Below are 22,418 nucleotides of genomic sequence, written 5' to 3'. Positions count from 1 at the left end.
ATCAAATCCTTTCAATATGTCCATAATTTAACACAATATAGGAGGTGAAGCAATTTGAAATCGTATTACAAATATTTACTTCGTAGAGTATTTTATATGCTCTTAACAATATTTCTAATTGCAACAATTACATTTTTCTTAATGAAGCTTCTACCTGGTACACCGTTCCAAAATGAGGACCGACTATCAGCAGAACAAATCATCATCATGAATGAACGTTATGGATTAAATGATCCAGTCATTGTTCAGTATGCCCGTTATATGTTGGGTATATTTACAGGTGACTTAGGTGTATCTTTCCAATTTTCAAATACACCAGTAACTGAATTATTAGGTAGTCGTATCGGCCCATCTTTACAATTGGGTGCTCAAGCGATTATCCTTGGTACTTCTTTAGGTATCATTCTTGGAGTGATCTCAGCAATGTACAAAAACACTTGGATTGACTCAACTGCCACATTTGTAGCCATCCTTGGTCGTTCTATCCCTAACTTCGTATTCGCAGTATTACTACAATTAGTATTCGCAGTACAATTAGGTTGGTTCCCAATCGCTTTATGGGATGGTTCTTTTGCCGCAACTGTTCTACCAACAATTGCTTTAGCTATTTCACCATTGGCTGACTCAAGTCGATTCATTCGTACAGAAATGGTTGATGTATTGAATTCAGACTATATCGAATTAGCTCGTGCAAAAGGTTTGAGTAGAACTGCAGTAGCATTTAAACATGGGGTTCGTAACGCTTTAATTCCACTATTAACATTATTAGGTCCATTAACAGTAGCCCTAATGACAGGTTCGATGGTAGTTGAAAATATTTACGCAATTCCTGGTATTGGTGAACAATTCGTTAAATCAATCCAAACAAATGACTACCCAACAATCATGGGTGTAACAATTCTTTATTCTGCAATGTTAGTAGCAATGCTATTATTAGTAGATATTTTATACGGTATTGTTGATCCACGTATTCGAGTAAGTAACGAAGGAGGCGAATAATATGGCTGAAAATAATCAATCATATACATCTATTCCAGCTGATAAATTCCGCCCAGCTACACAACATGATCATATTGCTGAACGTGAACAAATTGCAGGTGAGTCATTAAACTTCCTTCAAGATTCATGGCGTCGATTAAAGAAAAATAAAATTGCTATTTTATCATTAATCGTTTTAATTATTGTCATTATTTTAGCTGTTTTAGCACCAGTAATCGCTCCAGCTGATCCAAATGTACAAAATGTTCAATTTGCTAACATCCCACCAAAAATTCCAGGTTTGGAAAATTTTGCTTGGTTTGATGGTAAATCATCAGTAGCTGGTACTGAAATCGACCAATACGCTGCGAATAATGTACCAGAAGATGTTTACTACTATTTAGGTACTGATGCATTAGGTCGTGACCTATTATCCCGTATTCTATATGGTACGCGTGTTTCATTGTTCATCGGTTTGATGGCAGCTTTATTCAACTTATTAATTGGTGTGCCTTACGGTATCATCGCTGGTTGGAATGGTGGCCGTATCGATAACATTATGATGCGTTTCTTAGAAATCTTATCTGGTGTACCTAACTTAGTAATTGTAATCTTAATGCTTTTGGTGTTAGAACCAGGTATTATGTCAATTATTATTGCCTTAGCTATCACTGAATGGATTTCAATGGCGCGTGTTGTACGTGCGCAAACAATGAAAATTAAAAACCAAGAATATATCTTGGCGGCACGTTCATTGGGTGAGGCGGCATGGAAAATTGCCTTCCGCCATATCTTACCGAACTTATCAGGTATCATTATTATCCAAACAGTATTCTCAATTCCGTCCGCAATCTTCTTCGAGGCGTTCTTGAGTTTCATCGGATTAGGTATTCCGGCACCAAATGCTTCATTAGGTACATTAATTAATGATGGTTATAAGACATTCCGCTTCTTGCCTCATTTAATGTGGTACCCAGCAGGTGTAATCTGTATCGTCATGATTGCATTTAACATGTTAGCAAATGGTTTACGTGATGCTCTAGATCCAAAAACGAATGATTAAGGAGTTGAGCAGAATTGAGTAACAAAACAGAAAATATTTTAGAAGTAAAAGATCTAGAAATTAATTTCAAAACGTATTCTGGTGATGTTCAAGCCATTCGTAAAGTGAATTTTGACTTGAAGCAAGGGGAAACGTTAGCCATCGTAGGTGAGTCTGGTTCAGGTAAATCTGTAACTGTACGTACCATTATGCGATTATTAGCCAATAACGCTGATGTTAAAGGTGGAGAAATCCTTTTTAACGGCGAAGATTTATTAAAGAAATCTGAAAAAGAAATGCAAGGTATCCGTGGAAAAGACATCGCGATGATTTTCCAAGATCCTATGACTTCTTTAAACCCTGTAATGAAAATTGGTAAACAAATTGCTGAACCAATTATCATTCACCAAAACAAATCTAAAAAAGAAGCATACGAACGTGCAGAAGAATTACTAACTTTAGTAGGTATTCCCAATGCATCTGAACGTATGAATCAATATCCGCATCAATTTTCAGGTGGACAACGACAACGTATCGTTATTGCGATTGCTTTGGCATGTAATCCTCGTATCTTGATTGCCGATGAACCAACAACAGCACTAGATGTAACTATCCAAGCACAAATCCTAGAATTGATGAAAGAATTACAAGAAAAAATTGATACATCAATCATCTTTATCACACATGATTTGGGTGTTGTTGCGAACGTTGCTGACCGTGTTGCGGTTATGTATGCTGGTAAAATCGTTGAATATGGTGACGTAGATGAAATCTTCTTCAATCCACAACATCCATATACTTGGGGCTTGATTGGTTCTATGCCTACATTAGATACAAAAGGTAAATTGGTATCAATTCCTGGTACACCACCAGACTTGTTAGATCCACCAAAAGGGGACGCCTTTGCTTTACGTTCTGATTACGCTATGGAAATTGATTACGAAATGCAACCACCAATGTTCAAAGTTTCTGACACACATTCAGCTGCTACTTGGTTATTTCATCCAGACGCGCCTAGGGTTGAAGCTCCGGCTGAAATCCAACGCCGTTATAAAATCTATGAAAGCTTAAAAGCTGGTATTATTCCTGAAGGATACAATGCTGGTGCACCTAAGGTTTCATTAGATGAAAATACTGAAGTTGTTACATCTAAAGATACAGAAGGTGTAATTACAACAGAAACTATGGAAGGAGATGACTCAATTGGCTAATGAACAAGAACCCTTATTAAAGGTAAGAAATTTGAAACAATACTTTGGTGCCGGCTCTAAAGGTGAAGTGAAGGCCATTGATGATATCTCATTTGATATCTTTAAAGGTGAAACTTTCGGTTTAGTTGGGGAATCAGGTTCTGGTAAAACAACTACTGGTCGTGCTGTAATGCGCCTTTATCAACCAACTTCAGGAGAAATCATCTTCGAAGGTAAAGATATTGCCAAACTAAAAAACCGTCACGAAATGTTAGATTTCCGTAAAGATATCCAAATGATCTTCCAAGATCCATATGCGTCATTAAATCCACGTATGAAAGTTGAAGATATCATTGCTGAAGGTTTAGAAATTCATGGTTTAGTAAAAACAAAAGCTGAACGTAAAGCTCGCGTTGCTGAACTTTTAGAACAAGTAGGTTTAAACCCACAACATGCAACTCGTTACCCACATGAATTTTCAGGTGGACAACGTCAACGTATTGGTATCGCACGTGCACTTGCAGTGGCACCAAAAATGATTGTGGCTGATGAACCTATCTCTGCACTTGATGTGTCGATTCAAGCCCAAGTTGTAAACTTGCTTGAAGAACTTCAACAAGAATTTGGTTTAACATTCCTATTTATCGCCCATGACTTGTCAATGGTGAAATACATTTCTGACCGAATCGCAGTAATGTATATGGGTAAAATTGTTGAACTAGCTGATGCAGATGAATTATACTACCACGGTTTACATCCATATACGAAGAGTCTGTTATCTGCAATTCCATTGCCAGACCCAATTTATGAACGTAGCCGTCAACGTATTACCTATAACCACGCACCATTAAATGGTGATGAATCAATGGTTGAAATTTCACCAAACCATTTTGTATATTGCTCTCCTAATGAAGTTGAGAAATACAAAAAAATGCGCGCAGCGCAAGGTGAATAATAAAATGAAACGAGGTTGGGATGAAAGTCCTAACCCCTTTTTCTTTATATGACGATACATATAATCATTAAATTGTAAGTGTCCTATACTTATGTTAAAATAGGTGTGTAGAACAAAACGGAGGGGTACTTTTGTATAATATATTATTGACAGTCTTGATTATTATCGCTTTCTTATTAATTCTAGTGGTTGTTGCACAACCATCTAAAGGAAATAGTGCAAGCAACTTAACTGGTGGCGGTGATGCCATGTTTGGTAAGAAGAGAAAAGCACGTGGTTTTGAAGCTGTATTGAATCGTTTTACAGTCATCCTTGGCTTAGCTTTTATGGTGATTGCATTACTACTCGCAAACTTATCTGCATAAAATTTGAGGCGGTTCTATGCATAGGACCGCTATTTTTTTGTTTACAGCCAAAACTATCGGGGTAAATAATTGATTTAAGTGGCATAAAACATACAATGAAGTAACAAATCATTTATTGAGTGAAAATAAACGAAGAGCATAAAGTAGGGTGAATATTATATGCAAACAAAATTACCAGAGCCTTTTTTCTTTGAAGGTAACGAGAAGGCAATTATCCTTTTCCATGCTTTTACTGGGACCTCTAATGATGTGCGGATGTTGGGTCGCAGACTAAATCGTGAAGGATATACGGTGTATGCGCCTCAATTAACGGGACATGCAACTGAAGATGTATTCAACCTTGTTGCCCCTGGTAACCCGCAAACATGGTTAGCAGATGGACAAAGAGCGTATGATGCATTAAAAGAACGAGGGTATCATAAAATAGCAGTTTTTGGTTTATCGTTAGGGGGCACAATCGCAACTAGTGTATTACTGAACAACGATGTAGTTGGTGGTGGCGTATTTAATACGCCAATTGTCACCAATCAACCAATCACTGAAAGCAATGTCCCAAAATCTTTCATGTTTTTTGCAGAAAATATGCAAAAAAAAATTGGCCTCAGTGATGCTGAAGTCCAAGCACAAAAGGGGCAATTGCAAAGCCAATTAACCGACACCCTACAAGGTATTGCTGCGATAAATACAAAATTACGAAGTCAGATTGATGAAATCAAAGTACCATTTTATATCGCTGCATCAGGTCAAGATGAGTTGGTTGATCCAACTGCTGGTGAGCAATTTGCGGATGCAATTACTACTGCACCTGTAGACTTAAACGTATTCCAATCTGCAACACACGTTATAACAGTAGGTAAGTACCATCATGAATTTGAAACAACTGTTATTGACTATTTAACAACATTAAACTGGGAGTGAAAAAGTGAGTAAAAATTTAAAAGAAATAAAAACAGAGGTGTTAGCCTTTCTGGCTGATACAAGCAAGAAGTACACAGCCCAGTCTTTAAGTCAGGCGATGGGCTATGACAAAGCAGAAGATTTTACAGTTGTCGTAAAGGCGATTGCAAAACTTGAACAAGAAGGTGCAATCCAAATTACTAAAGATGGTTCATTGCGCTTGAATCAAGCAAAACCATCTTATACGGGTAGTTTTACACAAAATGCACGTGGTTTTGGCTTTGTAAAGACTGAAGAACTAGAAAAAGATATCTTCATCGGAAAAGGTAAGACAAACGGTGCGCTCCAAAATGACATCGTCCGAGTAGAAATCACAAGAGATGAACAACCATTACAAGATAAGTCAGCTGAAGGTGTTATAGTTGAAGTCATTGAACGTCATACAACACGTTTAACAGGTGAATTTACACCATTCAATACTAAAGACCAAGAAGAAACTGGTTTTATTGGTAGTGTGAAACCACAAAATCATGGTTTTGATAATTTAACGGCCTTAATCAAAGCTGATGGCTTACATCCTGTTGAAGGAGAAATTGTTGTTGTAGAAGTAACTGATTATCCAGATCAACAACATCCTTTCGTGGTGGCTGGGAATGTTATTCAAGAAATTGGACATAAAAATGAACCTGGGGTTGATATCCTAGCTATTTTAAATATGTTTGAAATTCCGCATGAATTCCCTGCAGAGGTACTTGAAAATGCGAATGAAGTCCCCGAAACAATCGCAACTGATGATTTACAAGGCCGAACAGACTATAGAGATGTCATGACAATCACTATTGATGGTGCTGACGCTAAAGACTTAGATGACGCGATTTCATTAAGTAAATTAGATAATGGTAACTATCAATTAGGTGTCCATATCGCAGATGTTTCCCATTACGTGACGGAAAGTTCACCAATGGACCGCGAAGCCTATGAACGTGGGACATCCGTATACTTAACTGACCGAGTTGTACCCATGTTACCGCAACGATTATCTAACGGTATTTGTTCATTGAATCCAGAAGTGGATCGATTAACGATGACTGCGATTATGGAAATTGACCATAATGGTGGTATTGTGAATTATGATATCCATCCATCTGTGATTCATTCAAATTACCGTATGACTTATTCAGATGTAAATGAAATCATCACCAATAACGATGAAGCCTTACGTCAAAAATATAGTGAAATTGTCGACATGCTTGAAAATATGGCGCAATTACATGAAATTTTATATACAAAACGTGTCCGCCGAGGTGCGATTGATTTTGATTCTCGTGAAGCTAAGATCATCGTCGATGCGCAAGGGCATCCACAAGATATCGTCGTTCGCGAACGTGGCGTGGCTGAACGAATGATTGAATCCTTCATGCTAAGTGCCAATGAAACGGTTGCTGGACACTATACGAAGAAAATTTTACCTTTTATTTATCGGGTACATGAGCAACCAGATGAAGATAGAATGCAACGTTTCCTTGAATTCGTAACTGCTTTTGGTATTGTGCCACAAGGTACGAAATCATCGATTCGTCCAAAAGATATTCAAAATATTATTAAAGAAGTACAAGGGGAAACTTATCAACCAGTTGTTTCTATGATGTTATTACGTTCAATGAAACAAGCCCATTATGATGTAGAACCTATTGGTCATTATGGATTAGCTGCTGAAGACTATACCCACTTCACATCACCAATTCGTCGTTATCCTGACTTGATCGTTCACCGTATGATTCATTATTACAATGACCATAAACGTCCAGATTCTGAACGCCAAGAAAAGATGAAGGCGAAACTAGCTGACATTGCAGAGCATTCTTCTAAGATGGAACGCCGTAGTGTTGATGCTGAACGTGAAACAGATAGCTTGAAGAAAACCGAATTTATGTTAGATAAAATTGGCATGGAATTTGAAGGTATTATTTCTTCTGTAACCGGATTTGGCTTGTTCATTGAATTACCAAATACAGTTGAAGGTCTTGTTCATATTTCGATGATGAAAGATGATTATTACAACTTTGTGGCTAATCACTTAATCATGGTCGGTGAACGTACAGGTAAAACTTACCACATCGGTGATAAGGTTACGGTAAAAGTGATGGATGTGAATACAGATACCCGTGATATAGATTTTGTCCTAGTTAAGGGAGAAAACGATAGCGAGACTGGTCTTACACATCAAGGCAAGAATAAGGAATCTAACCGTAATAAAGGTCGCAAAGGTAACAATCGTAGCCGTCGTCGTAATAATAAAGGTGATGGTAAGGATAAACCAGCGCGACCAGAAGCAGCTAGCAAGTCTACTGGCTACAAAGGTAAGGCGAACCCGAATCCAAATAACAAACGTAGTAACAATAATAAAAACAATCCAGTAAATGCGAAGAAGAAAACTGCAGCTAAAAGTAATCGCAACTTTGTGATTCGTAAGAGCAAAGGGAAGTAATTTTTCCATTTCTAAGTAGGTGAATAAAGAATGGCAAAAAAACCAAAGCAAAAAAAATGACGACAATGTCTTAGCCAGTAATCGCAAAGCCAGTCATGACTTTACAATACTAGATACCATTGAGTGTGGTGTGGTGTTGACGGGTACAGAAATTAAATCTGTTCGTCAATCTAAAATTAATTTGAAAGATGGCTTTGCGCGTGTCGAACGTGGTGAAGTGTGGATGTACAATGTACATATCTCTGAGTTTTCTCAAGGGAATATCTTTAACCATGATCCTTTACGTCCCCGTAAACTCTTATTGAAAAAGACTCAAATTTTGAAGTTAGAGAAAGATATCCAACGTGAAGGTCAAACACTGGTACCGCTAAAAGTCTATTTAAAAAATGGCTATGCTAAAGTATTGTTGGGCATTGCAGAAGGTAAGAAGAAATATGATAAGCGTCGTGCTTTAAAAGAAAAAGATATGAAGCGTGAAGCGCAACGAGCTTTAAAATACTAATATATAAAACTGGTCAATAATCAAGTTGACCAGGTTTTTTGGCACTTCGACTTTTAATGTAGATAGCGTAATTTAAGTAAGAAACTTGAATTCATTTTATATGGATTTGAGTTTCTTTTTTATTTTAAATGAGCTTTGATAAAAGAAAATTCATCTTTTTGTCCGGCTTGTTTAGGTTTGTATATATACATCGTTAAATAACCAAAAAGTGGAAACCTCGGAAGGTTTTGGTTTCAAAAATGAGAAATTTTGCGCCACACAAAGGGCTGAACGTTCATTATTTTTAGAAAAGGAAACTTCAGGGTGTTTTGCGTTTCATTTTTCCTCATAAATACACTCAAGAGCAGTTATGGTTTCCAGTTTTCATCTATTTTAAACCGGATATAAACAATTTCGCAAAAATATGCAAAACTCCTCATCTAAGGGTATATTATGCCAGCCAAAGCGGGTAGATACGACAAAAGGGAACTTATTCATACAGGTAGGTCCTATGTTACGGGTTAGCGAGGACCCTATTCATTTGTCTTTTTGTGTTTTCATACAAAAAAGGTATGGACGGTTTCTAATCCACACCAAAAGTCGGAGACCCGTTTTTAGTATGACCATTAGGCATGAAATAGGTTTTCTTATGAAAAGAAAAACAAAGATTTGAGAAAATGCAGGCACTCTCATGGTAGAATACAAGTAATCTGTTATCTATTCATGTGCACCTAAGCGCAAGTTTCGTCGCGAATTTTGAACGGTGGATATGATAAGATGGTGAAAAGAAAGCGAGTGACTAATTGATGAATTATAATGATCGATATTTACGATTACTATCTGAACAGTTTCCAGATATAGCTTCAGTAACGACTGAAATTATCAACTTAGAAGCAATTATGGAATTACCAAAAGCAACCGAACATTTCATCAGTGATTTGCATGGTGAATATGATTCTGTTTCCCATGTGATTCGTAACGGATCTGGGAATATTAAAGAAAAGATTAGAGAAGTATTTCAAAATCGCTTATCTACAAGCGAAATGAATCAATTAGCAACCATTGTATATTATCCTGAAGAGAAATTGACGAGTATTTTAAAAGACATTCATGATGAAGCAGCACGTAATGAATTCTATACCTTGACCATTTCTCGCATGATTGAATTAGCACAATTCGTTGTATCAAAATATACACGATCTAAAGTCCGTAAAGCGATGCCTTCAGACATGTCTTATATCCTAGACGAATTGATATTCAAGGATTCAGTTCTTACTAATAAGGGTTCTTATTACTGGAATATCATCCAAAATGTCATTGAGTTAGGGGCAGCAAATCGTTTAATTTCGGCCTTATCTGAATTAATGCGAGAATTAGTGGTCGATCATTTGCATGTACTGGGTGATATTTATGATCGTGGTCCTGCACCAGATAAAATCATTGATCTATTAGCCAAACAAAAGTCCATCGACATTCAATGGGGCAATCATGACGCTATTTGGATGGGGGCAGCGTCAGGTTCTCGCGTACTAATCGCAAATGTATTGCGCATTTGTGCCCGATACGATAACCTAGAAATTATTGAAGATGCTTACGGTATATCCTTACGTCCATTAGTGGCTTTTGCGGAAACGACTTATCCTGATGAAGGTATTCATGAATTTTTACCAAAAATTGATGAGACAGTAGATCATTTCCCAGAAGAAATTAAACAAATTGCGAAAATGCAGCAAGCAATTACCATTATTCAGTTCAAATTGGAAGCCCAAGTCATCCAACGTCATCCAGAATTCCAAACGGACAATCGGCTATTTTTGGATAAAATTGACTTTGAAAAGGGCAGAGTACTCGTCGATGGACAAGAATATCCTTTGAAGAATACAGTCTTCCCAACTGTTGACCCGAGTGATCCCTTTAAGCTAACAGAAGATGAAGAGTATGTGATGGCCAAATTGCAAGCGGGATTCCTTAATGCCGAACGCCTTCAAAAACATATAGCCTATCTATATAGTAAAGGGTCATTATATAAAATTTATAATGATAATTTGTTGTATCATGGCTGTATCCCAATGAATGATGATAAGACCTTTAAGCAGGTTTATATCCACGGCCGTGCTTATTCGGGTAGAGCCCTTCTTGATCAATTTGAGAAGGCTATGCGCCAAGCATATGCTTCTAAGGGGCCAGATGAATCTGCCAACCCTGATTTAGATTACATGTGGTACATTTGGCAGGGGGAGGGCTCTTCACTATTTGGTAAAACGAAAATGACTACTTTCGAACGCTATTATATCGAAGATGCCAAAACGCATGAAGAACCAAAAAATATCTATTATCAATTACGAAATGATAAGGCATGTGCCGAAAGTATTTTAGAAGAATTTGGTGTTCCTGCAGATAAGGGACATATTGTGAACGGACATACACCAGTCAAAGAGCGAAAAGGTGAGGATCCAATAAAGGCTGAAGGCAAATTACTCGTGATTGATGGTGGTTTCTCCAAAGCCTATCAACCAACCACAGGCCTTGCTGGATACACCTTACTCTACAATTCATTCGGCATGCTTTTAGTCAGCCATCAACCATTCTCTAGTATTGAGGATGCAGTTGAAAATGAAACAGATATCGTATCTACCCGTCGAATTGTGGATAAGGAATTAGATCGATTAAAAGTACGCCAAACAGATGTTGGGGTAAAATTAAAAGACCAAGTAATTCAGTTGAAAAAATTACTACAAGCCTATAGAAATGGTACAATAAGACCTAGAGTAGTATAACCAAGGAGGAATTATTAATGTCAAAAGGTGTGACGATTTACTTCATGCGCCATGGAGAAACGTATTTAAATTATTACGGACGCATGCAAGGATGGGCAGATGCGCCATTAACGCCACGCGGTGAAGCCGATGTACGAAGAAGTGGTCGGGGTTTAGCTGATGTAGAGTTCTCAGCTGTCTATACTAGTGATTTACAACGTACCGTAAAAACAGCAGAACTGATTTTAGATGAAAATCATGCGACCGCTAAAGATATTCAAATTGAAAAAAGACCGGAATTTAGAGAAGTCTTTTTCGGTTCATTTGAAGGTTTAGAAGCCCGCGAGCTTTGGGCTAATGTAACTGCCATCGCAACAGAAAAAGCTGGTGAATACACGGGATTCACAACTGATGAAAGTGTTCGTTTAGAATTAGATACTTTTAAAGAAATGGATCCATACCATGATGCAGAAAACTTTATGGAATTTTGGATGCGTGTTGAATTAGGGTTAATTGATGTTATCACCAAACATCGAGAAACGGATAAAAAAATCTTGATTGTCAGTCATGGGATGACAATTCGTAATATGATTCACGAATTGATTCCACAATTTGAAATTGACGCAATGCTTGATAATGCAAGCGTATCTATCGTTAGATACCAAGACGGTCAATATCATTTGGAAGCATTCAATCAAACTGACCACTTTGCAGTGGACGAAATTAATGACGAAGAAACGGATTTAGACGCTTCTGATATGTCTTAGAAAACACACAAAAACTGCTGAGATGTTTCTCAGCCAAGTTTTTTGTGTGTACTTATATTTTATGATTTATATGTTTCTTATCTCGCATGAATGAGACCGTGCAAAATGTGTTTAGAAATGTGTTTAGAAATGTGTTTAGAAATGTGACTAGAAATGTGACTAGATTAATTCTAAAATGAATCAGAGTGTTCAAAAATTTTACATACAATTTTACATACTTTTTAATCAAAACAGTGATGATAATGATATAAAAAAGAGGTGTCTATCATAAGATAAACACCCCTAATCATGTACCCACATGTTTTTGTTAATAGACGAATACTTTCACCAATACTTTTATGAAACTGAATGAAACAGTGATAACAATAAAGGTTGTTAAAAGCTATTAATCTATAGAATGGAGGTGAGGGGATTTGAACCCCTGTCCAAACACTCCGATTGCACAACGTTTACCACTATAGTTGATTCTTAAATTTGCGCACTAGGGGTGAATCTACAAACCACTTAGATTGCTAGTCTGATTATTCTCTTTTCCTTACTCCAGACGGAAGCTTAGAACGTAACCTACTATAATAGGACTCGGAACCAGCGCATAGGTGACGCCGGGCGAATCTTAGCTAGCTGTTATTAGGCAGCGAAAGCTAAAGTGTTTGTTTGTTGTTTGTCAGTTATATTTAAACTGTGAACGTTGATACGAAGACGTAACCTCCGAGCAGTAGTCATACACCGGGCCATGCCTGTCGAATCCAATAACACCCCCGTGAATGTACCCATTATTATAACATATTTTGTGAATATGGGTCAAATAAAGCTTGCTCTTTGGCATAACAGGGTATATGCAAGGGCTATCATTAGTCTTCTACAAGATATATGGTATACTATATATACACTATAAATTAAAAAAGAGGTTGATATGATGTCAAATGAAAATAACGGTACTTTTGATAAAATCAAAGGTTCAATTAACGAAACTGTTGGTAAAATTACTGGAGACAAAGAGTTAGAAGGTAAAGGCAAAGGTCAACAAGCACGTGGCGAAGTTGAAGAAAAAGTAAATCAAGCCAAAAATGCATTTAACGATGCTAAAGATGATGCGCAAGGTCGTTTAGATGGCTTTACGAACAAAGACGAAGAAAAATAATTATCAAATAAATTAAGAGAAGTGATGGTCGTCATATGCGGCCATCACTTTTTTGTATTTTGGGTGTTTTAGTTTCTAAGGTATAATAAAGAAAACGACATTTGGAGGAATTTCTGTGAGAAGAGTAATAATAGATTCAGATACAGCTGGCGATGATACTACCGCCATCTTGATGGCATTAAAACATTTTAAAGTGGAAGGTATCACGATAGTCGCGGGTAATGTTGCGTTTGATCAAGAGGTAGATAATGCGCTAACAACGATTGAAACATTCAACCCTGATTACAAGGTGCCTGTGTATAAAGGGTACCAAAGTCCAATGATTGCACTACCAAATGAAGTGCATGATACTGTGGAAGAAATTCAGGGTGGTAATGGCATGGGGGATGCTGTTTTTCCAAAACCGCAACAAAAACCTGAGGAGCAACATGCTATTGATTTTATTATTGAAACAGTGAAGGCAAATCCTGGAGAGATTGAATTAATCGCATTAGCACCCCTAACAAATATTGCTATGGCAATTAAGAAAGCGCCTGAAATTGCTAAAGATATCAAGCATATATGGATTATGGGAGGGGTTAACAACCGGCTCGGTAACATGAACGTTTCTGCTGAATACAACTTTTACGTTGATCCAGAAGCAGCACGTATTGTACTCAATGCATCCACTGAAAAGACGATGGTAACATGGGATGCCAGCTTAGATTTTGGTGTCATTTACGAAGAAGATATCGAAGAAATTCAGGCAATTCAAACAAAAGGTTCGAAATTTTTCTTAGACATCAACATGTTTGTCCGTGCCTTTGAATTAGCCAAAAGGGGTATTGATGGCATAACCTGTACAGACTCATTATTGACCGCTGTGGCTGCCTTACCAGAACTAACTCTTCAAGCCACCAACTACTATGTCGATGTGGAGACACAAGGGCAATTTGCCCGCGGCTACAATATTGTAGACTGGGAAGAGGAATTTAAACGCACACCAAACTGCCGTGTCATCGAGCGTATTGATAGCCAAGCCTTTAAAAATGCCCTTAAAGATCTGCTTGCAGGTATGAGATAAGGAGCTGACAAATGGAAAATGCACAAGCTCTGATTCAAGAGTTGTATGCCAATGCAACGCCGGATGCTGCCGCAATGGCAAAATATCAGCGAAATCAGTTCCCGTTTTTAGGTATTCGGAGCCAGGATCGACGTGAGATTTTAAAACCTTACTTGAAAGCAGCCAAAGAACAAGCCAAAAATCAGTACCAAGCAAATTCAGATTTGCCAATGATTGATTGGCAATTTGTTGAACATACTTGGGCCTTAGGTGAACGGGAATTTCAATATATCGTATGCGATTATCTGGCAGCAATGAAAATCTACTTATTAGCGGAAGACTTACCCAAATTAAAAGTACTTATTACCAGTAAATCGTGGTGGGATTCGGTAGATTCTTTGGTAAAGACGATTGGTCATCTAGTGCACAAATATCCTGAATTAAGAGCTGAGATGGTCAATTGGAGTAAAGCAGATAATATCTGGTTAAAGCGTACTGCTATGATTCATCAATTGGGTATGAAAGATCAGACAGATACATTACTATTAGCGGTAACCTGTGAAAATTGCCTCGGTACAAATGAATTTTTTGTCGATAAGGGAATGGGTTGGATTTTGCGTGATTATGTAAAAACAAATCAAGCATGGGTTGCTAGCTTCTTAAAAAGCCATGAGAAACAGCTCTCCAATTTAACTTGGAGAGAAGCTAGCAAGCATTTTGCTATTGAAAAAGGGTGATAATTTCCATATATAGGGGTCCAAAGCGTTAAAGTTTAATTAACATACAAAATATGGTATAATAAGAAATAGAAGGCGCATGGATAACTAGGAGGCTATATATGAGTATTAAAGTCACAGATGAAATGCAAGTACTTGTCGGAACTGAATTACGTCGTGGTACCAGTAAATCGCGGATTGCATCGCTATTAGATTTACCCTACGATGAAGCAGTTGAAGTTATTAATGTTGTGAAAGATTCCGTACGACCAGACGTCGGAGATGAGATTCGTTTTACTTTCCGTGATAGAAAAATGGTCGGACAAATAGAAAAATTATTAACAAACTCAGCAGTTGTTAAGATTTATTGGGAATATTCTGATGAAGAGATGCGCGAAATTTGCGAATCTAAGACAATTGTAAATTTTAAAGATATTGATGAGTATGTTAAGGTGCCTTCTTAATAGATTCGTTTCAAGCAATATTTATTTTTCATATAGCAAGATAATGAGGCACACGATGCCAATCAATTTAATCTTGTGCACAATAATGTAATCAAACAAAATACGTGGAGCGTGGAAAGATATTTTCCAGGCTCTTTTTTCTTGGTGAAAGTTTTATTAAGTTATTCAGATAAAACTTTGTACAATATTTGTATTTTTGAAAACCGCTCATCTTTCATTTTCACATAGCCATTTTGCTAGTCTTCAAGCCGTTTTCATAAGCTTGCTTATTTTTTTACAGTAATCTAGTTTTAATAACTAGTTGACAAAGTTACTTATATAATTTAATATCTCGTTATTGACTACAAACGATGTCAATGAAAACAAAGTTTAATCATTGTAAAGATAACTAGTAACTTCTATAGGGAGTGCCTTTACATGATTTAGCTAAATTATGGAGGAAAATATTAATGACTACTTTAGAAAAAATCCAAGAACTAATCACTGAACAATTAGATTTAGAAGCTGGTGAAGTGAAAGCAACCACCAATATTCGTGAAGATATCGATGCAGATTCTTTAGACTTATTCCAAATCATCAACGATATTGAAGATGAATTTGACATCGAAATCGAAGACGAAGAAAAAATCAATACTGTTCAAGATTTAGTTGACTATGTAGAAGCTAATAAAGACTAATTCTAGTCCGATACTACTGGTCGATTAAGAGAGGAAGTAATCCTTAAGTGAAAACTGATTTTTGGGAACGAATAGGCGTTACCTATCCAATTATCCAAGGCGCAATGGCATGGGTTGCTGATGCTGATTTGGCATCGGCTGTTTCCAATGCTGGCGGTCTTGGCGTTATTGGAACCGGACATGATTCGGTTGAAGTGGTGCGTGCTAAAGTTGAAAGAATGCAAGAACTGACTGATAAGCCTTTTGCTGTTAACGTCATGTTGTTAAACGAACATGTGGAAGAAGTTGTTGCTTATATTTGCCAGTCTGGTGTAAAAATCATCACAACTGGTGCTGGTTCGCCAGGTAAATACATGGATCAATTTAATGCGGCAGGCATTTCAGTCATTCCTGTGGTAGCTTCCGTTGGTTTAGCCAAACGGATGGAACGCGAGGGCGTTCATGCTGTGATTGTCGAAGGTATGGAATCAGGTGGCCATGTTGGAAAACAAACAACGATGGCATTAGTACCTCAAGTGACAAAGGAATTAAATATTCCGGTAATTGCAGCAGGTGGTATTGGAGATGGTCGTGGTATGGCGGCAGCGTTTATGCTTGGCGCAATTGGCATTCAGGTTGGTACACGCTTCGTCGTTGCCCACGAATCTAATGCACATGATAACTTTAAAGATCGTATTTTAAAGGCCAAAGATATTGACACCGTATTAACTGGTGAAACAACCGGGCATCCGGTACGTGTATTACGTAATAAATTGACTAAGGAATACTTACGAGTGGAAAAAGAAGAAGCAAGTAAGGAAAATCCAGATTGGAATCGATTAGAAGCAATTGGTACGGGTGCTTTACGTCGGGCTGTAGTCGAAGGAAATCTTGATACAGGCTCATTTATGGCTGGTCAAATTGCTGGTTTAATTGATACGCGTGAATCAGTATCAGAAATCATTGAATCATATATGACTGTATGTAAAGAAACAATTGCTGCTCAAGCAAGTGAATGGCTATGATGCTAAGAATTTAATGAACATAGTGGAGCAGTGAGATGGTGAATACCTTTCACTGCTTTTCTAATCTAAGGAGAATGTTATGACGATTGCATTTTTATATGCTGGACAAGGTGCCCAATACAAAGGTATGGGACAAGATATACTGCATCACCATCCAGAATTAATTACCTATTTCGATCGTGCTTCAGCTATTTTGGGTTATGACATGAAAGCCCTGTGTTTTGAAGATGAGGACAAGATCCATCAAACAGAATATACACAACCAGCGATTCTAACGGTTTCAACTGCATTTAGTGCTTTATTAGAAGCAGAGAATATTAAAGCAGATTATGTAGCCGGGTTGAGTTTAGGTGAGTATTCAGCCCTTGTTGCAAGTGGTGTGCTTACTTTTGATGACGCCATCGACGTTGTAAGCCATCGTGGGCGATTTATGCAAGCAGCCGTTCCAGCAGGTGTTGGAAAAATGGTTGCGGTCATGAAAATGGACCGTAAAATCATCGAAGATATTTGTCTACAAGTATCACGCGATTTGGGTAAATATGTGGCGCCAGCTAATTACAATACACCCAAGCAAATCGTGATTGGTGGTTATACCCAAGCAGTCGACGAAGCAGTCGCTCGTTTAGCCGAAAATGGTGCTAAGAAAATGGTTACCCTTAATGTATCTGGTCCATTCCATACAGAATTACTAGCGGAAGCTTCTCATCAATTAGATGATTACCTAGATAATGTGACATTTAGTGACCAACAAATGCCTGTGATATCGAATACAACAGCACAACCACATGAAAATGGACATATTAAGGATTTATTAGTGGAACAAGTGATGCAGCCGGTTAAATGGTCTGATTCAATTGAATATCTAATTGCCCAAGGCGTAGATACTGTTATCGAAATAGGTCCAGGTAAGACCCTATCTTCATTTATGAAGCAAATAAATAAGGATATCCGCGTTTTTCGGGTGGAAGATGAGGAAACACTACAAGCAACCATCACAGGTTTGAAAGGATAGACAATGACTGAACAAATAGATACACAAGCAAAGACAGCCTTGATTACTGGCGGTAGTCGTGGTATTGGTGCAGCCGTTGCCCATAAATTTGCTGCAAATGGCTACCATATCATTATTCTATCTCGCTCTGGTTCTACACCAGAACATTTAGATGCTTTAGCAGCATATGGCATTGAAGTTCGCGACTTCAAAGGGGACGTGACAGATTTTTCTTTTGCTAAGGAAATTATGGACCTTGTAAAGAATGATTTCAAAAACTTAAATGTTTTAGTTAATAATGCTGGGATCACTCGCGACACGTTACTAATGCGCATGAAAGAAAGTGATTTTGATGCAGTTATCGACATCAATTTAAAGGGTACTTTTAATTTTATTCAAGCAGCCTCTAAACTGATGATGAAACAAAGAACGGGAGCCATCATCAACATTGCGTCAGTTGTTGGCGAAATGGGTAATGTTGGACAAGCGAACTATGCTGCATCAAAAGCTGGAATGTTAGGTTTAACGAAGTCTGCAGCACGTGAATTAGGTATGCGCGGTATCACTGTGAATGCAGTTGCCCCAGGTTATATTGAAACAGATATGACCGAGGAAATGCCTGAGAAGGCAAAGACAGCAATGCTCGAAAATATTCCATTAAGTAAACTAGGGCAACCATCTGACATTGCAGAAGCCGTGTATTTTTTAGCAACACAAAGCTATATCACGGGTACAACGCTTGATGTTAATGGTGGCTTATACATGAATTAGGAGGCAATACAATGACAAGACGTGTAGTCGTAACAGGTATGGGTGCAATCACACCTATTGGAAATGATGTCAAAACATTTTGGGCAAATTTAAAAGCAGGTATCCACGGCATTGGCCCAATCACAAAATTTGATGCTAGCGAATTAAATACAAATTTAGCTGCCGAAGTGAAAAATTTTAATGCGAAGGATTATATGGATCGTAAAGAAGCAAAACGTATGGATCCATATAGCCAATACGCAGTTGCAGCTGCTGGAGAAGCTGTAGCGGATGCTGGTTTAGATTTAAGTCAAGCAGATGTAGACCGGATTGGGGTATACCTAGGAACCGGTATTGGTGGTATTCAAGAAATTCAAACAGGCGTGATTAAAATGATGGATAAAGGCATTAAGCGGGTAAATCCTTTATTTGTACCTGTATCTATTTCTAACATGGGTGCAGCTAATATTTCAATGCATTTTGGGTTAAAAGGTCCGGCCTTAACTATGGTTACAGCCTGTGCTTCTGCAAATAATGCCATTGGTGAAGCCTTCCGCTACATCAAACACGGCTATGCTGATGTGATGCTTGCAGGTGGTGCTGAAGGTGCCATTAATGAAATTGGATTGGGTGGTTTTGATAACCTTACCGCAACAAGTGAAGCGACTGATCCAGACCGTGCATCTATTCCTTTTGACCAAGATCGTAATGGTTTTGTGATGGGTGAAGGTGCAGGGATTTTAGTATTAGAATCGCTTGAAGGTGCATTAGCACGTGGCGCGAAAATTTATGCGGAAATTGTTGGCTATGGTGCTACCTCAGATGCCTACCATTTAACGCAACCTTCTGCTGACGGATCAGGTGCTGCAAAAGCTATGTTACTTGCCTTAGAAGAAGGTGGCATTGCTAAAGAAGAAGTATCATACATTAACGCGCATGGTACTGGTACACCAGCGAATGATTCTTCAGAAACTGTTGCCATTAAGCGTGCCTTTGGTGAAGACTTAGCGTATAAAATCCCTGTTTCTTCAACAAAATCAGCTGTTGGTCACTTATTAGGTGCTGCCGGTGCAGTTGAAGCTGTGGCTAGTATCCTAGCTATCCATGACTCATTTATCCCGGCAACACTAGGTTTCAAAAATGCTGACCCAGCATGTGATTTAGATATAGTGCCAAATGTTGGACGTCAACAAGAAGTAAATGTAGCCATTTCAAATACCTTAGGTTTTGGTGGTCATAATACAGTTATTGCCTTTAAAAAGGTTGGTGAATAAGCTTTGAAACACGAAGAAATTCAAGCTTTAATTGATCAAATCGATCAATCATCGATTCAAGAATTTTCAATTAAAACCCAAACAGATGATGTATATATTTCAAAAATTAAAGATCATAAACAAGCAGAGCCTAGCTATGTAGCTGGTCAAGAAATGGAAAGCAACCCTGTTGTTTCAGCAGAAAGTGTTCATGCATCGACACCAACACCAGCTGTAGCGCCAGAAGTAAATGCTGTTTCTGAGGATGAAAATGCCACTAACGCTAATGTTCAAACGATCAATAGTCCATTAGTGGGTGTTGTATATTTAGCGAAAGATCCAGAACAACCAGCATTTAAATCCGTTGGGGACCGTGTTGAGGCGGGCGAAACAGTTTGTATTGTTGAAGCGATGAAAGTCATGAATGAAATTCCAGCCACGAGTGCGGGTGTAATTTCTAAAATTTTGGTAAGTGATGGCCAAATTGTTGAGTTTGACCAACCATTATTTGAATTGACAGAAAGTTAAGTTGAAGGAGTATATCAATGACAAATTATGCTGAGAAAAAAGAACCCGTATTAACAGCAATGCAAGTGCAAGAAATTATCCCAAACCGTTTTCCAATTTCATTCGTTGACCGTGTTGATGAAATTATTCCGGGTGAGAAAGTAGTTGCTCGTAAGAATGTCACTATCAATGAAGAATACTTTGTCGGTCATTTTCCCGGTAATCCAGTTATGCCAGGTGTATTACAAGTAGAAACAATGGCCCAAGTTGGTTCAATTCCATTGCTATCACAACCAGATTTCAAAAATAAAATCGCTTATTTGGCTGGTTTGGATGAAGTGAAATTCCGTAAAAATATTGTGCCAGGTGATGTGCTTGAAGTTACGGTTGAGATTGTGAAATTGAAAAACGCATGGGTATCGGTAAAGGTACGATACGTAATGAGTATGGAGAAGTGTGTTCGGAAGCTTTGATGACATTCATCATTTCAGAAGTAGATAAAATCGATTAAGCCAAAGCATGTATGACCATCTTTGGTCATGTCTAATAGAATAAGAGGTATTTGATGATTAAGAAAGTATTAATTGCGAATCGAGGAGAAATTGCTGTTCGCATTATTCGTACATGTATTGAGCTGGGGATTGAAACGGTAGCTGTTTATTCAGCGGCTGATAAGGATGCCTTACATGTGAAACTGGCTGATGAAGCTGTATGTATTGGTGGCCCAAAATCAGCTGATTCTTATCTAAATATGCAGTCTATTCTATCAGCTGCAGTGGTGACGAATGTACAAGCAATTCACCCAGGTTTTGGTTTTTTGGCGGAAAATAGTAAATTTGCACGCCTTTGCAAAGAAATGAATATTGAATTTATCGGTCCAAGCCCAGAAGTGATTGATTTGATGGGGGACAAACAAAATGCGAGAGACACCATGAAAAAAGCACATGTGCAAACGGTACCTGGTTCAGATGGTATTTTGGAAAATCCTGAATCAGGTATTGCCCAAGCAAAAAAAGTTGGCTACCCGGTTTTACTGAAAGCAACTGCTGGTGGTGGTGGTAAGGGTATGCGGATGGTCTACGATGAAGATCAGTTCATAGATGCCTACTACGAGGCTTCTCGTGAGGCTCAGAACGCCTTTGGTGATAACCGTCTATACATGGAGAAGGTTATTCATCCTGCTCATCATATTGAAGTGCAAGTCTTGGGCGATAAGTTCGGGCATGTGATTCATTTAGGAGAACGGGAATGTTCAATGCAGCGAAATCATCAAAAGGTCATTGAAGAGACACCAAGTCCCTTTATTTCAGAAGCGACACGAATGAAGGTTACGCAAGCAGCTGTCCGCGCTGCAGAACAATTACAATATGAATCAGCGGGCACCATTGAATTTTTAGTTGATAATGATCAAAATTATTATTTCATGGAAATGAATACGCGGATTCAGGTGGAGCATCCGATTACAGAGATGGTGACAGGTGTGGATATCGTAGCAGAGCAGTTGCGCGTGGCATCGGGATTACCTTTATCCTACGAACAAGCAGACATTCAATTTAGCGGTCATGCATTAGAGTGTCGTATTAATGCTGAAATGCCAGAAAAAAACTTTATGCCTGCTTCAGGCTCTTTTGATACTGCTCATTTTCCTGCTGGAGGATTAGGCATTCGTGTAGATTCAGCTATTTATGCTGGGTACAAGTTGCCACCTTATTATGATTCAATGGTCGCAAAATTAATTACACATGGAGATAATCGAGCACAAGCGATTAATCGAATGCTACGTGCGGTTTCTGAAATGACAATTACTGGTATCGCTACTAATCAACAATTCCAGTATGACTTATTATTTGATGAGGCATTCTTAAAAGGAAATTATACAAATGATTATCTGGAAACGAATTTCTTACCAAATTGGTTACAGGATCATCAAACAGTTACAAAGTAAGTAAGAAAG

Annotated in this window: 22 protein-coding genes and 1 other RNA gene; 22 read left to right on the top strand and 1 reads right to left on the bottom strand. The window is 38.1% G+C overall.

Annotated features, from left to right (window positions below; genetic code table 11):
- Positions 1 to 54: 54 nt before the first annotated feature.
- The 10 genes from opp3b (at position 55) to B9P78_RS00805 (ending at position 11,919) form a co-directional block, all read left to right on the top strand.
- Positions 55 to 999, top strand: a complete 945-nt coding sequence (opp3b, locus tag B9P78_RS00850) for an oligopeptide ABC transporter permease (protein WP_094517711.1) — start codon at positions 55 to 57, stop codon at positions 997 to 999.
- Between the two features lies 1 nt (position 1,000).
- On the top strand, positions 1,001 to 2,041 hold the full coding sequence (opp3C, locus tag B9P78_RS00845; protein WP_094517710.1) for an oligopeptide ABC transporter permease: 1,041 nt from the start codon (positions 1,001 to 1,003) through the stop codon (positions 2,039 to 2,041).
- Positions 2,042 to 2,055: 14 nt separating this feature from the next.
- On the top strand, positions 2,056 to 3,231 hold the full coding sequence (locus B9P78_RS00840; protein WP_094517709.1) for an ABC transporter ATP-binding protein: 1,176 nt from the start codon (positions 2,056 to 2,058) through the stop codon (positions 3,229 to 3,231).
- Positions 3,224 to 4,165 carry an ABC transporter ATP-binding protein gene (locus B9P78_RS00835; RefSeq protein ID WP_233487627.1) on the top strand — a complete coding sequence of 314 codons (942 nt, stop codon included), beginning with the start codon at positions 3,224 to 3,226 and terminating at the stop codon, positions 4,163 to 4,165. The genes B9P78_RS00840 and B9P78_RS00835 overlap by 8 nt, the downstream gene beginning before the upstream one ends.
- A gap of 131 nt (positions 4,166 to 4,296) precedes the next feature.
- Positions 4,297 to 4,530, top strand: coding sequence for a preprotein translocase subunit SecG (gene secG, locus B9P78_RS00830; protein ID WP_094517707.1), 234 nt, complete (start codon positions 4,297 to 4,299; stop codon positions 4,528 to 4,530).
- A gap of 159 nt (positions 4,531 to 4,689) precedes the next feature.
- Positions 4,690 to 5,448: a carboxylesterase gene (locus B9P78_RS00825; protein WP_094517706.1), complete on the top strand. Its 759-nt coding sequence runs from the start codon at positions 4,690 to 4,692 to the stop codon at positions 5,446 to 5,448.
- Positions 5,449 to 5,452: 4 nt separating this feature from the next.
- The gene (gene rnr / locus B9P78_RS00820; RefSeq protein ID WP_094517705.1) at positions 5,453 to 7,915 is read left to right on the top strand and encodes a ribonuclease R; all 2,463 of its coding nucleotides are present in this window, start codon (positions 5,453 to 5,455) and stop codon (positions 7,913 to 7,915) included.
- A 19-nt stretch (positions 7,916 to 7,934) separates the two neighbouring features.
- Entirely contained in the window at positions 7,935 to 8,417 is a 483-nt protein-coding gene (gene smpB / locus B9P78_RS00815) for an SsrA-binding protein SmpB (protein ID WP_094517704.1), read from the top strand.
- Between the two features lie 785 nt (positions 8,418 to 9,202).
- A complete protein-coding gene (locus B9P78_RS00810) occupies positions 9,203 to 11,173 on the top strand; it encodes a fructose-1,6-bisphosphatase (RefSeq protein WP_094517703.1) in 1,971 nt (656 codons plus the stop codon).
- Between the two features lie 17 nt (positions 11,174 to 11,190).
- The gene (locus B9P78_RS00805) at positions 11,191 to 11,919 is read left to right on the top strand and encodes a histidine phosphatase family protein (RefSeq protein WP_094517702.1); all 729 of its coding nucleotides are present in this window, start codon (positions 11,191 to 11,193) and stop codon (positions 11,917 to 11,919) included.
- A 395-nt stretch (positions 11,920 to 12,314) separates the two neighbouring features.
- Here the strand turns inward: B9P78_RS00805 and ssrA are convergent.
- Positions 12,315 to 12,679: a transfer-messenger RNA gene (gene ssrA, locus B9P78_RS00800) on the bottom strand.
- A 153-nt stretch (positions 12,680 to 12,832) separates the two neighbouring features.
- On the opposite strand from ssrA, the gene B9P78_RS00795 reads away from it, so the two are divergent.
- From B9P78_RS00795 to accC, 12 genes are all read left to right on the top strand, one after another.
- Positions 12,833 to 13,060: a CsbD family protein gene (locus B9P78_RS00795; RefSeq protein ID WP_233487626.1), complete on the top strand. Its 228-nt coding sequence runs from the start codon at positions 12,833 to 12,835 to the stop codon at positions 13,058 to 13,060.
- A 115-nt stretch (positions 13,061 to 13,175) separates the two neighbouring features.
- Entirely contained in the window at positions 13,176 to 14,123 is a 948-nt protein-coding gene (locus B9P78_RS00790) for a nucleoside hydrolase (RefSeq protein ID WP_094517700.1), read from the top strand.
- An 11-nt stretch (positions 14,124 to 14,134) separates the two neighbouring features.
- The gene (locus B9P78_RS00785) at positions 14,135 to 14,839 is read left to right on the top strand and encodes a DNA alkylation repair protein (RefSeq protein WP_094517699.1); all 705 of its coding nucleotides are present in this window, start codon (positions 14,135 to 14,137) and stop codon (positions 14,837 to 14,839) included.
- A 101-nt stretch (positions 14,840 to 14,940) separates the two neighbouring features.
- Positions 14,941 to 15,282 carry a DUF2187 domain-containing protein gene (locus B9P78_RS00780; protein WP_094517698.1) on the top strand — a complete coding sequence of 114 codons (342 nt, stop codon included), beginning with the start codon at positions 14,941 to 14,943 and terminating at the stop codon, positions 15,280 to 15,282.
- 449 nt (positions 15,283 to 15,731) lie between these two features.
- Positions 15,732 to 15,959, top strand: a complete 228-nt coding sequence (locus tag B9P78_RS00775; protein WP_094517697.1) for an acyl carrier protein — start codon at positions 15,732 to 15,734, stop codon at positions 15,957 to 15,959.
- A 47-nt stretch (positions 15,960 to 16,006) separates the two neighbouring features.
- On the top strand, positions 16,007 to 16,963 hold the full coding sequence (locus B9P78_RS00770; protein ID WP_094517696.1) for a nitronate monooxygenase: 957 nt from the start codon (positions 16,007 to 16,009) through the stop codon (positions 16,961 to 16,963).
- 79 nt (positions 16,964 to 17,042) lie between these two features.
- Complete coding sequence (gene fabD, locus B9P78_RS00765) at positions 17,043 to 17,975, top strand: ACP S-malonyltransferase (RefSeq protein WP_094517695.1); 933 nt, start codon at positions 17,043 to 17,045, stop codon at positions 17,973 to 17,975.
- Positions 17,976 to 17,990: 15 nt separating this feature from the next.
- The gene (fabG, locus tag B9P78_RS00760; RefSeq protein WP_369824298.1) at positions 17,991 to 18,725 is read left to right on the top strand and encodes a 3-oxoacyl-[acyl-carrier-protein] reductase; all 735 of its coding nucleotides are present in this window, start codon (positions 17,991 to 17,993) and stop codon (positions 18,723 to 18,725) included.
- Between the two features lie 11 nt (positions 18,726 to 18,736).
- Positions 18,737 to 19,978, top strand: coding sequence for a beta-ketoacyl-ACP synthase II (gene fabF, locus B9P78_RS00755; protein ID WP_094517693.1), 1,242 nt, complete (start codon positions 18,737 to 18,739; stop codon positions 19,976 to 19,978).
- 3 nt (positions 19,979 to 19,981) lie between these two features.
- Positions 19,982 to 20,485 (top strand): acetyl-CoA carboxylase biotin carboxyl carrier protein, encoded by a 504-nt coding sequence (gene accB, locus B9P78_RS00750; RefSeq protein WP_094517692.1) that lies wholly within the window; start codon positions 19,982 to 19,984, stop codon positions 20,483 to 20,485.
- A gap of 17 nt (positions 20,486 to 20,502) precedes the next feature.
- On the top strand, positions 20,503 to 20,937 hold the full coding sequence (gene fabZ, locus B9P78_RS00745) for a 3-hydroxyacyl-ACP dehydratase FabZ (RefSeq protein WP_369824293.1): 435 nt from the start codon (positions 20,503 to 20,505) through the stop codon (positions 20,935 to 20,937).
- Between the two features lie 92 nt (positions 20,938 to 21,029).
- Positions 21,030 to 22,409, top strand: coding sequence for an acetyl-CoA carboxylase biotin carboxylase subunit (gene accC, locus B9P78_RS00740; RefSeq protein ID WP_094517691.1), 1,380 nt, complete (start codon positions 21,030 to 21,032; stop codon positions 22,407 to 22,409).
- Positions 22,410 to 22,418 lie beyond the last annotated feature (9 nt).

Origin of the sequence: Aerococcus sp. 1KP-2016 (assembly GCF_002252085.1) — a bacterium.
Taxonomy (GTDB): Bacteria; Bacillota; Bacilli; order Lactobacillales; family Aerococcaceae; genus Aerococcus.
The sequence above is the reverse complement of the archived record's forward strand: the minus strand, read 5'-3'. Positions and strand labels throughout refer to the sequence as shown.